Source organism: Bradyrhizobium sp., from assembly GCF_035701725.1.
Taxonomy (GTDB): domain Bacteria; phylum Pseudomonadota; class Alphaproteobacteria; order Rhizobiales; family Xanthobacteraceae; genus Bradyrhizobium.
In genome coordinates this window covers 20,781-33,644 of record NZ_DASSRP010000093.1, presented here as the reverse complement: position 1 = coordinate 33,644, position 12,864 = coordinate 20,781, and the positions used below count along the sequence as shown (strand labels likewise).

Annotated in this window: 12 protein-coding genes; 2 read left to right on the top strand and 10 right to left on the bottom strand. The window is 63.3% G+C overall.

Annotated elements, in window-relative coordinates; all coding sequences use genetic code 11:
• Positions 1-240 (bottom strand): LysR family transcriptional regulator (locus VFL62_RS04940; protein ID WP_325171256.1); only part of this gene is annotated, 240 nt, incomplete at its 3' end.
• A gap of 94 nt (positions 241-334) precedes the next feature.
• On the opposite strand from VFL62_RS04940, the gene VFL62_RS04935 reads away from it, so the two are divergent.
• Positions 335-1,552, top strand: coding sequence for an MFS transporter (locus tag VFL62_RS04935; protein ID WP_325171255.1), 1,218 nt, complete (start codon positions 335-337; stop codon positions 1,550-1,552).
• On the opposite strand, the gene VFL62_RS04930 is transcribed toward VFL62_RS04935, so the two are convergent.
• From VFL62_RS04930 to VFL62_RS04890, 9 genes are all read right to left on the bottom strand, one after another.
• Complete coding sequence (locus VFL62_RS04930; RefSeq protein WP_325171254.1) at positions 1,547-2,785, bottom strand: TIGR03862 family flavoprotein; 1,239 nt, start codon at positions 2,783-2,785, stop codon at positions 1,547-1,549. The two genes, VFL62_RS04935 and VFL62_RS04930, sit on opposite strands and share 6 nt — an antisense overlap.
• Before the next feature lie 111 nt (positions 2,786-2,896).
• Complete coding sequence (locus VFL62_RS04925; RefSeq protein ID WP_325171253.1) at positions 2,897-3,814, bottom strand: SDR family NAD(P)-dependent oxidoreductase; 918 nt, start codon at positions 3,812-3,814, stop codon at positions 2,897-2,899.
• 120 nt (positions 3,815-3,934) lie between these two features.
• Positions 3,935-4,414: a MaoC family dehydratase gene (locus VFL62_RS04920; protein ID WP_325171252.1), complete on the bottom strand. Its 480-nt coding sequence runs from the start codon at positions 4,412-4,414 to the stop codon at positions 3,935-3,937.
• Complete coding sequence (locus VFL62_RS04915) at positions 4,411-6,138, bottom strand: AMP-binding protein (RefSeq protein WP_325171251.1); 1,728 nt, start codon at positions 6,136-6,138, stop codon at positions 4,411-4,413. Before VFL62_RS04915 ends, VFL62_RS04920 begins: the two co-directional genes overlap by 4 nt.
• Before the next feature lie 118 nt (positions 6,139-6,256).
• Positions 6,257-7,144, bottom strand: coding sequence for a 3-hydroxyisobutyrate dehydrogenase (gene mmsB, locus VFL62_RS04910; RefSeq protein WP_325171250.1), 888 nt, complete (start codon positions 7,142-7,144; stop codon positions 6,257-6,259).
• 30 nt (positions 7,145-7,174) lie between these two features.
• Positions 7,175-8,254, bottom strand: coding sequence for an enoyl-CoA hydratase/isomerase family protein (locus tag VFL62_RS04905; RefSeq protein ID WP_325171249.1), 1,080 nt, complete (start codon positions 8,252-8,254; stop codon positions 7,175-7,177).
• Complete coding sequence (locus tag VFL62_RS04900; protein ID WP_325171248.1) at positions 8,251-9,396, bottom strand: isobutyryl-CoA dehydrogenase; 1,146 nt, start codon at positions 9,394-9,396, stop codon at positions 8,251-8,253. Before VFL62_RS04900 ends, VFL62_RS04905 begins: the two co-directional genes overlap by 4 nt.
• Positions 9,397-9,435: 39 nt before the next feature.
• Positions 9,436-10,932, bottom strand: coding sequence for a CoA-acylating methylmalonate-semialdehyde dehydrogenase (locus VFL62_RS04895; RefSeq protein ID WP_325171247.1), 1,497 nt, complete (start codon positions 10,930-10,932; stop codon positions 9,436-9,438).
• 253 nt (positions 10,933-11,185) lie between these two features.
• Positions 11,186-11,806 carry a TetR/AcrR family transcriptional regulator gene (locus tag VFL62_RS04890; RefSeq protein WP_325171246.1) on the bottom strand — a complete coding sequence of 207 codons (621 nt, stop codon included), beginning with the start codon at positions 11,804-11,806 and terminating at the stop codon, positions 11,186-11,188.
• A gap of 163 nt (positions 11,807-11,969) precedes the next feature.
• Between VFL62_RS04890 and VFL62_RS04885 the strand changes: the two genes are divergently transcribed.
• Entirely contained in the window at positions 11,970-12,740 is a 771-nt protein-coding gene (locus VFL62_RS04885; RefSeq protein WP_325171245.1) for an enoyl-CoA hydratase, read from the top strand.
• The last annotated feature ends 124 nt before the right edge of the window (positions 12,741-12,864 follow it).

Sequence of the window (12,864 nt, the reverse complement as noted above, 5' to 3'; positions counted from 1 at the left end):
CGACTTCAGATCGTCGATCATCCGCAAAACGCGCCGACCGTGCTCATAGGCTGCTTGCCCGGCCGTGGTCGGCTTCAGCGGCTTGGACAGACGATCCAGCAATTTCGTACCCAGCATCTCCTCGAGATTCTGGATGCGTCGAGTCACACCGGGCTGCGTCAGATTGAGCCGCGCCGAGGCCCCAACGATTGATCCGGTCTCCACCACGGCGACGAACGCGACAAGATCGTGGGTATTCATAACTATCTCGCATATTCTAAATCAGCTTTATTGAATTGTAGCATATTACGTCCTCCGATTAAAGGGACCTCGGCGATCCAGACCCGAGGTTTCCATGACCGTCTCCGAAGCTGCCCAATTCACGCCGGCCAAGCCTGTCCCCGAACGCGCCCTGATCTGGCTCGGCGCCATCACCACGGGCGTCGTTGTGACCAACCTGTTCGCGCCCCAGGTCCTGGTCGGTTTGATCGGCCGCTCGCTCGGGATGAGCGCGTCCCAGACCGGCATGATCAGCACGCTGACGCTGTTCGGTTACGCGCTCGGCATGTTGCTGCTGATGCCGCTGGTCGATCTCATGGAAAACAAGCGGCTGATCCTGCGCACGTTGAGCTGCGCCATTATCGCAGCACTTGGCACCGCGCTCGCTCCGACGCCAGCCCTGCTTCTGCTGGCCACCTTCGTCCTCGGCATCTCCTGCGCGGCCATTCAAATGACGGTCCCTCTTATCGCCTCGATGATCCCGCCGGCGCGGCGTGGACAAGCGATCGGCGAAGTCGTGAGCGGCCTGATGTTCGGTATTCTGCTCTCGCGCCCTCTGGCGAGCCTGGTCGCCGATGCATGGAACTGGCGCGCATTCTATTTCCTGACGGCGATCCTGATGACGGTGCTTCTGGGCGCGCTCGCCCGCTATCTGCCGACGCAGCGGCCGCAAGCGAGGACGACCTATGGCGCGCTGCTGCTTTCGTTTCCGATATTGCTGCGTGAAGAGCCGGTGCTTCGGGTTCGGAGCTGGACCGCCGCGCTGGCGATGGCATCCTTCAGCGCGTTCTGGGCCGCGGTCGCGCTGCGGCTGCCCGATGCGCCGTTCAAGCTCGACGCGCGCGGCATCGCCATCTTCGCGCTGATCGGCGTCGCCGGCGCCGCGGCGGCATCGCTCGCCGGCCGATGGGGCGATCGCGGCTGGACGAGGCTGCTGCTCATCGGCGCGCATCTGTTGATCATCGTCTCCCTTGCGTTGTGCGCCTGGGGAGCCATGCTGGACTCCCGCACGACCGCGCTGTTGATGCTCACGCTTGGCGCCATCGGAATAGACTTCGGCATCACCACCGACCAGACGCTTGGACGTCGCGCCATCAACCTCCTGCGCCCCGAGGCGCGCGGCCGCATCAACGGCTTGTTCGTGGCGCTGTTCTTCCTCGGCGGCACGATCGGCTCGGCGGCAGCATCATTTGCCTGGAGCTATAGCGGCTGGCTCGCGGTCTGCGCCGTCGGAGCGTTGTTCGGCGTGCTCGGCCTGATCACGGATGTCGCGACCAGGACCGGCACGTCATGAGGACGCCTTGAGCCATTTCGCCGCCCCCTTCCCGGCCGCAACGCCGGTCGCAAAGCAGGCCTGCAACAGGTAGCCGCCGGTCGGCGCTTCCCAATCCAGCATCTCGCCGGCAGCGAACACCCCGGGCAAGCGGCGCAGCATGAAATCGGCATCGAGTTCACCGAGGGCGATTCCACCCGCGCTCGAAATGGCGCGGGTAATCGGCGCGACGCCTGTAAGCTGAAGCGGCACGTCGTTGATCAACCGGGCGAGTTCATCCGCCGGCATCGAGGCGAGCGAGACGGAAGAAGCGTGAGCTACTTCCCGCAGCAGACCGATCGCGATCGACGGCAGCTGCGCCGCTTTGCGCAGCCAGTTCGAGAGACTTTGTTTTCCGCGTGGCGAAGCCAGGCGTTTGACCAGATCACCGTGAGCAATGTCCGGCCGCAGCGCAATGTGCAGCATCGCCTGGCCCGAGGTCAGAATCGTCTCACGCAATTCCGCCGACAATGCGTAGATCGCGCCGCCCTCGATGCCAGCTCGGGTGATCACCGCTTCGCCGCGAAGGCTGCGTCCGCCGAACGACAGCGCGATTCCCTTGAGCGGTTCGCCCTCGAAGCGGTCACGAAAAATGTCGGACCAGTTGACGGCAAATCCGCAATTGGCTGGTTTGAGCGACGAAACATCGACGTGCCTCGCACGCAGGATCTCCACCCAGCCACCGTCGGAACCCAACCGCGGCCAGCTTCCACCGCCGAGCGCCAATACCGTGGCGCGGCTTTCGATCACGCGCCGCCCATCCGGCGTCTCGAAAGCCAGCCGTGCGTGATCGTCCCAGCCGGTCCAGCGATGACGCAGCGAAAACGAAACGCCCATGGCGTCCAATCGGCGCAGCCAGGCCCGCAGCAACGGCGATGCCTTCAAGGCCACCGGAAAAACGCGCCCGCTGGTCCCGACAAAGGTCGGCTGCCCCAGTTCCTCGCACCACGCCCGCAAACGATCCGGCGGAAACGCTTCGATTGCCGCCGCGAGTCTCGGCGCGGCCTCGCGATATCGCGCCAAGAAGGCATCGAGCGGCTCGCTATGCGTGAGGTTGAGCCCACCGCGGCCGGCCATCAGGAACTTGCGCCCCGCCGACGGCATCGCGTCGCAGACGATGACGCGCGCGCCGCCCTGCGCCAGGATCTCGGCGGCCATCAGGCCGGCCGGTCCTGCGCCGATGACGGCAGCATCACATTTTGAAAGATCCGACATGGAGCAGATTTACGTCATTCCGGGACACGCGTCTTCGCATGGACCCGGAATCTCGAAACTATTGAGCGAGATTTCCGGGTCTCGTCCTACGGACCATCCCGGAATGACGTCTCATAATTTCACACCGGCGCGCGCCGCGGCCTGCCCAACATATTTGTTGGTCTGCTGGAAGGCATTCTCCAGCGCCTTCGCCGTCGACATGTCGGCAATCTCGGCGAAATGCGCCGCGATCGCTTCCGGCGTCCAATCGGAGCTGCCGAAATTGACGCCTTCGGTTTCCACGATCTTGATGACCGCAAACGACCCCGCGCCAGCGCCCATGATAGTGCGGGTCGGGGCATCCTCGCCGAGCAAGTAAAGCACGGCCGGCGTGATCGCTTCCGGCTTCATCAGCGCCAGCGCTTGCGGCGGCAACAGCTCTTCGGTCATCCGCGTTGCGGCGGTCGGCGAGATCGTGTTGATGCGGATGTCGTTCTTGCGGCCCTCCTCCGACAGCACGTTCATCAGGCCGACGATGCCGGCTTTCGCCGCGCCGTAGTTGGCCTGACCGAAATTGCCGAACAGGCCCGACGATGACGTCGTGACGACGATACGGCCATAGTTGCGCTCGCGCATCCCGTTCCAGACCGCCTTGCAGCAGTAGAACGTGCCGTTCAAATGAACGTCGATCACCTTGGCGAAATCGGCGACTTCCATCTTGGCGAACGACTTGTCGCGCAGGATGCCGGCATTGGCGCACAACAGATCGACGCTGCCCCATTCCCGGGTGGCACGGTCGACCATCGCCCGCACCTGTTCGAAATTCGAAACATCGGCGCCATCGGCCATGGCAACGCCGCCGGCCTTGCGGATTTCCTCGACCACGGCTTCGGCGGGCGTCAAGGAGCCGCCGGTGCCATCGCGCGCCCCGCCGAAATCGTTGACCACGACCTTGGCGCCGCGGCTCGCCAGCCCGAGCGCGTGTGCCCGTCCAAGACCGTTGCCCGCGCCGGTCACGATAGCGACGCGTCCGTCAAACCTGATTGTCATGCAAGCATTCCCGGATGTTATCTCTCGTCATGCCCGGCCTCGCGTCGGGCATCCACGTCTTATTGCTGCACCAAACAGACGTGGATGGCCGGGTCAAGCCCGGGTCATGATCGAGGATGTTCATGCAAAATAAATCAGTCCGATCCAGTCGGCGACCAACGCCGGCTTTTCCCCGCCTTCGACCTCGACGGTCACGTTGGTATGCGACTGCAATTCCTTCGGCTTGCGCAGCTTTGCTTCCACCAGCCTGAACCGGCCGCGCACGCGCGATCCCGCTCGCACCGGAGAAACGAAACGAAGCTTGTCGAAACCGTAATTGACGCCCATGGTCGTGCCCGCGATCACCGGCATCACCTCATAGGACATAATGCTGAGCAGCGACATGGTCAAAAAGCCGTGGGCGACCGTCGTGCCGAAAGCAGTTTCGCGTTTGGCACGTTCCGGATCGACATGGATGAATTGATGATCCTCGATCACATCGGCATAGAGGTTGATCCTGTTCTGATCGACCAGATGCCAGGACGAGACGCCGATCTCCTGCCCGACCATGGCCCGATACGCTTCAAGCGTGACCGGCGGTTTCTTCCAGACCTCGTTCATGGGTGATCCGGTCTCATCTTCTGCAACTCCGGAAAATCTTCTTCGCGGAATTCCTCGCCGCGCAGCGAATCGGCGCGGTTATTCTCATGTTCGAGCCGGCGCAGTTGCACGCGGCGAATCTTGCCGGAGATCGTTTTCGGCAGTTCGGTCACGAGCTCGATCCGGCGGATACGCTTGAACGGCGCCAGCCTCTCATGCAGATGCAGGAAGATGGATCGCGCGGTGTCGGCCGAGCGCTCGGTCCCGGCGATCAGCAGCACATAGGCCTTGGGAATCGCGAGCCGGATCGGATCGGGGCTTGGAACCACAGCCGCTTCCGCGACCAGATCATGTTCCAGCAGCACGCTTTCGAGTTCGAACGGGCTGATGCGGTAGTCGGATGATTTGAACACATCATCGGAACGGCCGACGAAGGTGAAATAGCCGTCGTCGTCGACGAACACGACGTCACCGCTGCGATAGACTTTGCCATCGGCGCCGGAGAGCTTGCCATCGTCGCCTTGATAGCCCTGCATCAGGCCCGCCGGGCGATCGGCGCCGAGCCGCAGCGTGATCTCGCCCTCGCGGGTGGCGTTACCGTCGGCATCGGTCACCTCGACGCGATAACCTGGCAGCGGCCGCCCCATCGAGCCGACCTTCACCTGCTGTCCCGGCGAATTGCCGGCGAGCGCCGCAGTCTCTGTTTGGCCATAGCCGTCGCGAATGGTCAGGCCCCAGGCGGCGCGCACCTGGTCGATCACTTCAGGATTGAGCGGTTCGCCGGCCCCGCAGGCTTCGCGCAACCGCACCTTGAAGTCGGCGAGCCGCTCTTGAATGAACAGCCGCCACACCGTCGGCGGCGCGCAGAGCGTGGTGACGCCGCAGCGGCCGATGGTCGCGAGCAGGCCCTTCGCGTCGAACCGCGGCTGGTTCACCACGAACACGGTCGCGCCCGCATTCCAGGGCGCGAAGAAGCAGCTCCAGGCATGCTTGGCCCAACCCGGTGAGGAAATGTTCAGGTGGACGTCGCCCGGCTGAAGGCCGAGCCAGTACATGGTCGAGAGGTGACCGACGGGATAGCTGCGTTGGCTGTGCCGCACCAGTTTCGGCTTCGCCGTGGTTCCGGAGGTAAAATAAAGCAGCATCGGATCGTCGGCCTGCGTCGGGCCGTCGGGTGCAAAATCTTCGGGAAAGTCGGCGGAAGCCTCGAACGGAAGCCAGCCGTCCTGCGGCGACTGTGCATTGACGACGATGCGCACCAGTTTTTCAGCGCCGAGGCCGGCAAACTTGCCGATCTGGTCCGGCGTCGAGACGACGGCACGCGCACGGCCGCGGTCGAGCCGGTCACGCAACTCATCCGGTGTCAGCAAGGTCGTCGCCGGGATCACGACGACGCCGAGTTTCATCGCCGCCAGCATGGTTTCCCACAGCGGCACGACATTGCCGAGCAGAAGCAAGAGATGATCGCCGCGCTTCAACCCTTGCGCACGCAGGAAATTCGCGACCTGATTGGATCGACGTGACAGCACGGCGAACGACAATTTGGTTTCGCGGCTGCTGCCGGCATCGACGATCCACAATGCCGGACGATCGCGGCTATGCGGGTCGCGCGCCAGTTCGGCATCGAACCAGTCGAGCGCCCAGTTGAACGCGACGGCATCCGGCCAGCGAAAGCCGGCGACCGCCTTGTCGTAATCTGTTCGATGCTTCAGGAGAAAGGCGCGCGCTTCCTGAAAGGTGGTCATGGTCTATGTCCTGTAGGACAAATCAGTTAACTGGTCATTGCGCGGAGCGGAGCGACGACGCCATCCAGAGTCGGGGCAAGAGCTGGATTGCTCGCTTCGCTCGCAATGACGAAACCGGTCATTTGCCCGCCAGCTTGCGGACGTGCTGGATGATGCCGGAGAAATCGACCCCGCCGTTTCCGGCGGCATCAAAGGCCTTGTAGATTTCCTGGGCGTGCCGGCCAAGCGGTGTCGCCGCCCCCGCCGCTCTTGCGGCATCCTGCGCCAAGGTCAAATCCTTCACCATCAAGGCCGAAGCAAAGCCCGGCCTGTAATCATTGTTGGCCGGAGACGCCGGCACCGGGCCGGGGACCGGACAGTACGATGTCAGCGCCCAGCATTGTCCCGATGAGGTCGAGGACACATCAAACAGTGCCTGATGCGACAGTCCGAGTTTTTCACCCAATGCAAACGCTTCGCTCACCGCGATCATGGAAATGCCCAATATCATGTTGTTGCAGATCTTGGCCGCCTGCCCCGCGCCGGCGCCGCCGCAATGAACGATCTTCTTGCCCATTTTTTCCAGCACAGGCTTCGCGGCTGCGAACGCCTTATCGTCGCCGCCGCACATGAAGGTGAGCGTCGCCCCCTTGGCGCCGCCGGTGCCGCCGGACACCGGCGCGTCGACCGAACCGACGCCGTGTTTTGCCGCCAGCGCATGCGCCTGTTTGGCGCTTTCGACGTCGATCGTCGAGCAGTCGATGATCAGCGCACCCTTCGCCATGGCCGGCACGACCTCCTGCCAGACCGAGAGCACGTGCTTGCCGGCGGGCAGCATGGTGATGACGACCTCGGCGCCGTTGACGGACGCAACTGAACTTTCCGCAATAGAAGCGCCATCCGCTTTGGCCTGCTCTCGCGATGCGGCGACCAGATCGAAGGCGATCACCTTATGGCCGGCCTTGACGAGATTGGCCGCCATCGGGCCGCCCATATTGCCGAGACCAATGAATGCGATGCTGGCCATTTGAATCTCCTCCGCCGCTTTTTCTTGCTTCTAGAATACCAGTTCGTCGGCGCCGATCTCCGCAAAATACGGCATCAGCATTTCAACCGTCACGCCCTCAACCGACGGCGGCGACCATTTGGGATTGCGGTCCTTGTCGATCACCGCCGCACGCACGCCCTCGCGAAAGTCGTCGCTGCGGAACACTTCCAGCGCGGCCCGATATTCCCGCACCAGACACTCTTCCAGCGACGAAGCGTGACGCGCCTGCCGCAACAGCCTGAGTGTCACCACCATGCCGCGCGGCGACTTCTCGTTCAACGTCTTGAGCGTCGCCTGCGCAAACTCGGAACTGTCGCGCTTCAAGCTTGCGAAAATATCCTCCATCCGGTCATGCGCGAACCAGCGATCGATCGAGGTTTGCAACGCGGCGACGGGCCCCTCACGTTCGCCGCTTGCAAGACGGGCGATGATTGCATCGACTTCGGCCGAAGTGGCTCCCGGCTGCACCGCCGTCAGCGCTTCGCGCAGCGCCGGCAGGTTTGCCGACGGCACGACCGCATCGGCAAAGCGGGCATGAATCGCGTCCGGCCCGTTCATGGTCTGCCCGGTCAGGCCAAAAAACGTGCCGATCTCACCGGGCGATCGCGACAGCAGCCAGGTGCCGCCGACGTCGGGAAAAAAGCCGAGCCCGACCTCGGGCATTGCGAGCTTGGTTTTTTCGGTGACCACGCGATGCCGCGCATGGGCCGACAGCCCAACGCCGCCGCCCATCACCAGGCCGTCCATGAAAGCGACATAGGGCTTGGGATATTTCGCGATCCGCGCGTTCATGACGTATTCCTGACGCCAGAACCTCTTGCCGAGATCGCCGCCGGCCTTCGAATTTTCGTAGAGCCCGCGAATGTCACCGCCGGCGCACAGGCCGCGCTCGCCCGCGCCTTCCAGGATAATTACCGCGACCGCCGGATCGGTCTCAAAGCGATCGAGTGCGGCGTCGATGCCTTGCGACATCTCATAGGTCATGGCGTTGATCGCCTTCGGCCGATTGAGGCGGATAATCCCGGCGGCGCCTTCGCGCCGCACGATCAAATCGCCCTCGGTCTCCGCGACCGCCGCAGACGCCGTCATCGCGCACCTTCGATCAGCTTGCGCGCCACGATCAGCCGCATGATCTCATTGGTGCCTTCGAGAATCTGGTGCACGCGCAGATCGCGCACGATTTTCTCGATGCCGTATTCACTTAAATAGCCGTAGCCGCCATGGAGCTGCAGCGCCTGATTGGCGACCTCGAAACCGACATCGGTGCCGAAGCGCTTGGCCATCGCACAGAGCGTGGTCGCATCAGGGTCCTTGCGATCGAGCGCGGCGGCCGCACGCCAGACGAAAGTGCGCGCGGCCTCCAGTTCAGTCGCCATATCGGCGATCCGAAACTGCAGCGCCTGGAATTCGTCGAGGCGCTTTCCAAAGGCCTTGCGGTCTTTCATGTAGGCGAGCGCCCGGTCGAGCGCGTTCTGCGCGCCGCCGAGCGAACAGGCCGCGATATTGATACGGCCGCCGTCAAGCCCGGCCATCGCGATCTTGAAACCGATGCCCTCGTCGCCAAGGCGGTTAGCGACGGGGACCCGCGCATTCTCGAAAATCACCGCGCGCGTCGGCTGCGCGTTCCAGCCCATCTTGCGCTCGTTGGCGCCAAGCGACAGACCGGGCGTGTCGCCTTCGACCACGAGCGTGGAAATGCCGCCGGGCCCACCCTCGCCGGTCCGTACCATCACGACGTAAAGATCGCCTTTGCCCGCACCGGAAATGAACTGTTTCTGGCCGTTGAGCACGTAGTGATCGCCATCGCGCACCGCCCGGGTGCGCAGCGCCGCCGCATCCGACCCCGAACCGGGCTCGGTCAGGCAATAGCTCGCCAGATAGTCCATGGTGCAGAGCTTCGGCAGCCATTGCCTGCGCTGGCTCTCGTTGCCGAAGGCATCGATCATCCAGGCCGCCATGTTGTGGATCGAGATGAAAGCCGACACCGTCGGGCAGCCTTGCGCCAAGGCTTCGAAGATCAGCGCGGCGTCAAAACGCGTCAGAGCCGAGCCACCAACATCGTCGCGGATATAGACCCCGCCGATGCCGAGCTTGGCGGCCTCGCGCATCACATCGACAGGGAAATGCTTCTCCTCATCCCAGCGGATCGCGTGCGGCGCGATCTTCTCCGCGGAAAATTCCCGCGCCATGTCGCGAACCGCAATCTGGTCCTCGGTAAGTGCGAACTGCATGAAACGCGTCGCTCCGCTCGCGATGACGAAGACTTAGGCTCAGTTCATCGTCGGGATGGAGAACTCCGCACCCTCCTTGACGCCGGACGGCCAACGCGAGGTCACCGTCTTGGTCTTGGTGTAGAAGCGGATCGAGTCCGGCCCGTGCTGGTTGAGATCTCCGAAGCCGGATTTCTTCCAGCCGCCGAAGGTGTAGTAGGCGATCGGCACAGGGATCGGCACATTGATGCCGACCATACCGACATTGACCTTGGCGGCAAAATCGCGCGCGGCATCGCCGTCGCGGGTGAAGATCGCAACGCCGTTGCCGTAGTCATGGTCCGACGGCAGCGCCAGGGCTTCCTTGTAGTCATGCGCGCGCACCACCGAGAGCACGGGGCCGAAGATCTCTTCCTTGTAGATGCGCATATCCTTGGTGACGTTGTCGAACAGACAACCGCCCATGTAGAAGCCTTTTTCATAGCCCTGCATCTTGAAGCCGCGGCCGTCGACTGCGAGCGTGGCGCCTTCCTTGATGCCGATCTCGACGTAATTCTTGACGCGCTCGACCGCTTCCTTGGTCACCAGCGGGCCGTAGTCGGCCGACGGATCGATCGAGGTGCCGATCTTGAGAGATTCGACGCGCGGAATCAGCTTTTCCATCAACCGGTCGGCCGTGGTCTTGCCGACGGGAACGGCTACCGAGACCGCCATGCAGCGTTCGCCCGCCGAGCCGTAGCCGGCGCCGATCAGCGCGTCGACCGCCTGATCCATGTCGGCGTCCGGCATCACGATGGCGTGGTTCTTGGCGCCGCCGAAGCATTGGCAACGCTTGCCGCTCGCGGCTGCGCGCTCATAGATATATTGCGCGATCGGCGAGGAGCCGACAAATCCGACCGCCTTGATGTCGGGATCGTCGAGGATCGCGTCGACCGCTTCCTTGTCGCCGTTGACGACATTGAGGATGCCCGCCGGCAGGCCGGCCTCGATCATGAGCTGCGCCAGCATCATCGGCACGCCCGGATCGCGCTCGGAGGGTTTCAGGATGAAGGCATTGCCGCAGGCGATCGCGGGGGCAAACTTCCACATCGGGATCATCGCCGGGAAATTGAACGGCGTGATGCCGGCGACCACGCCGAGCGGCTGGCGGATCGAATAGATGTCGATGCCGGGGCCGGCACCTTCGGTATATTCGCCCTTCATCAGGTGCGGAATGCCGATCGCAAATTCCACCACCTCAAGGCCGCGCTGGATGTCGCCCTTGGCGTCCGGAATGGTCTTGCCGTGCTCGCGCGCCAAGACGTCGGCGAGCTTGTCGTAGTCGCGCTGGGCGAGTTCGAGGAACTTCATCATCACCCGCGCGCGGCGCTGCGGATTGGTCGCGGCCCATTCGCCTTGCGCGGCGCGGGCATTTTCGACCGCGGCGCGCACTTCGGCCTTGGACGCCAGCGCGACCTTGGCCTGGACGTCGCCGGTCATCGGCTCGAAGACGTCCGCCGACCTGCCCGATGTGCCCGCGACCTCACGGCCGCCGATGAAATGCCCGATCGTACGCATGCGCTCCTCCAGAAATTCTGACGTTGGTCCGCTTTTGGCACCCGAATTCGGGCTCGGCGACGAGGCGGACCCGCGCGCCGAATTTGGTGCCATCTTGCAGGCTTTGCCGCCTTTGGAAAGATGTTTTCGGCGCAGCAGTGTCCCGGTTCTGGCATTGGAGGAAATGTCAAATCCAGGACATTCCAACCGCGCGAAAACGACGGCGCGGCCGGGTTCGCACGGGCACTACGACGAACGTCGAATGGGCATTGGCTCAGACCGAGGTGGCGGCCCGCCTGGGCGGCTTTTTCTCCGACGAGGCCGCCCGTTCAAGCACGGCATCGCGGCCCGACTTCAGGATCTCGTCGGAAAGCTCGCTGTTGCCGGTGACGCGGGCCATCACCAGCGAGCCCATCATGGTGGCGAGCGCCGCCATGGCCTGCTTGCGCGCCGCCTTGCGCGGCAGGCCCGGATACTGGTCGGCGAGCATGTCGATCATCTGCTCCATCCGCCCCGAAAATACCCGCCGCGTCTTGCTGCTCTCCCGGGCAATCTCCGCCGCCAGCGCCGGCACCGCGCAGCCTTGGCCTGGATTGTCGCGATGCTCGGGCGCAAGATAGCTGTTCACGATCTTCGACAGGCGCTTCTCGGGCGGAGTTTCTTCCGACAGCTTGCGCCATCGCTCGGTCGAGCGGTCCATCGCGTGGGTCACGGCCTCGATCACCAGGGCATCGCGCGAATCGAAATGCGCATAGAAGCCGCCATGCGTCAGTCCGGCCTCTTTCATCAGATCCGCAACGCCGATGCCATGAGCTCCTCTTTCGCGGAGCTTGACCGAGGCCCGCTTCACAATCCGCGCGTGTGTCTGGTTCTTGTGCTCTTTTGAATAGCGCATGGCGGTCTCATGATATGTTCTAAATCATATAAACAGGCCGGGTTCGTATTATCATCGGCGAGCGCGAAATGCTGCAACTTATTTTGTCCTCTATTCAGGCCTTGACAGGAACCGCTTTTGACCCGGAACTGGCTTTCTCCGGTCCGGGAAGACAGAGGCTTTCATGCAGATGCTCAACCCCCATTGCGGCATTTGCCGCGACGCCCGCGGCGTGGTGCGCCTGACGATCTGCAGGGCCGGGCCGCTGAATATTCTGGGGTCGGAAGCAATAAGAGCGGTCCGCGACGGACTGCAGACGCTGGCCACCGACCGTGAGATCCGCGCGCTGATTCTTGCCGGCGAAAGCGAAAAAAGCATGATCGGCGGCGCCGACATCAAGGAGATGGCGCGCCTTAGTCAAAAGTCGGCCGAGAGATTCATCACCGGTTTGCGCGATCTCTGCGAGGCTGTGCGAACCTTCCCCGCCCCCACCATCGCGCGGCTGCCGGGCTGGTGCCTCGGCGGTGGGCTAGAGGTCGCCGCCGCCTGCGATTTCCGCGTTGCGGCAAACGACGCGAAATTTGGCATGCCGGAGGTTCGCGTCGGCATTCCCAGCGTGATTCACGCAGCGCTGCTGCCGCGCCTGATCGGCTTTGCCCGCACGCGCTGGCTGGTGATGACGGCCGAGAACATCGATGCCGCGACCGCGCTTTCCTGGGGACTGGTCGATGTTGTCGCGGGCGAAGCCGGCCTTGACGCTGCCGTCGACGGGCTGGTCGAGGCGCTGCTCAAATGCGGCCCCGAAGCACTGCGAACGCAAAAGCTTCTGCTCCGGCAATGGGAGGAATTGCCCCTGAATGAGGCGATCGACGCCAGCGTCGGCGCGTTCGGCCGTTCCTTCCTGACCGACGAGCCGATGCGGTTGATGCAGGCGTTTATCGACCGCAAGCGCTGACGGCACGCTCACACGGCGGATCGCAACCAAGCCGCCCCTTCAAGACATTTTGTCATCGACATCATGCGGAGTTGTCATCCGTTGCAATTTTCGCACTGCATCATATGATATCTGTAATTTAATC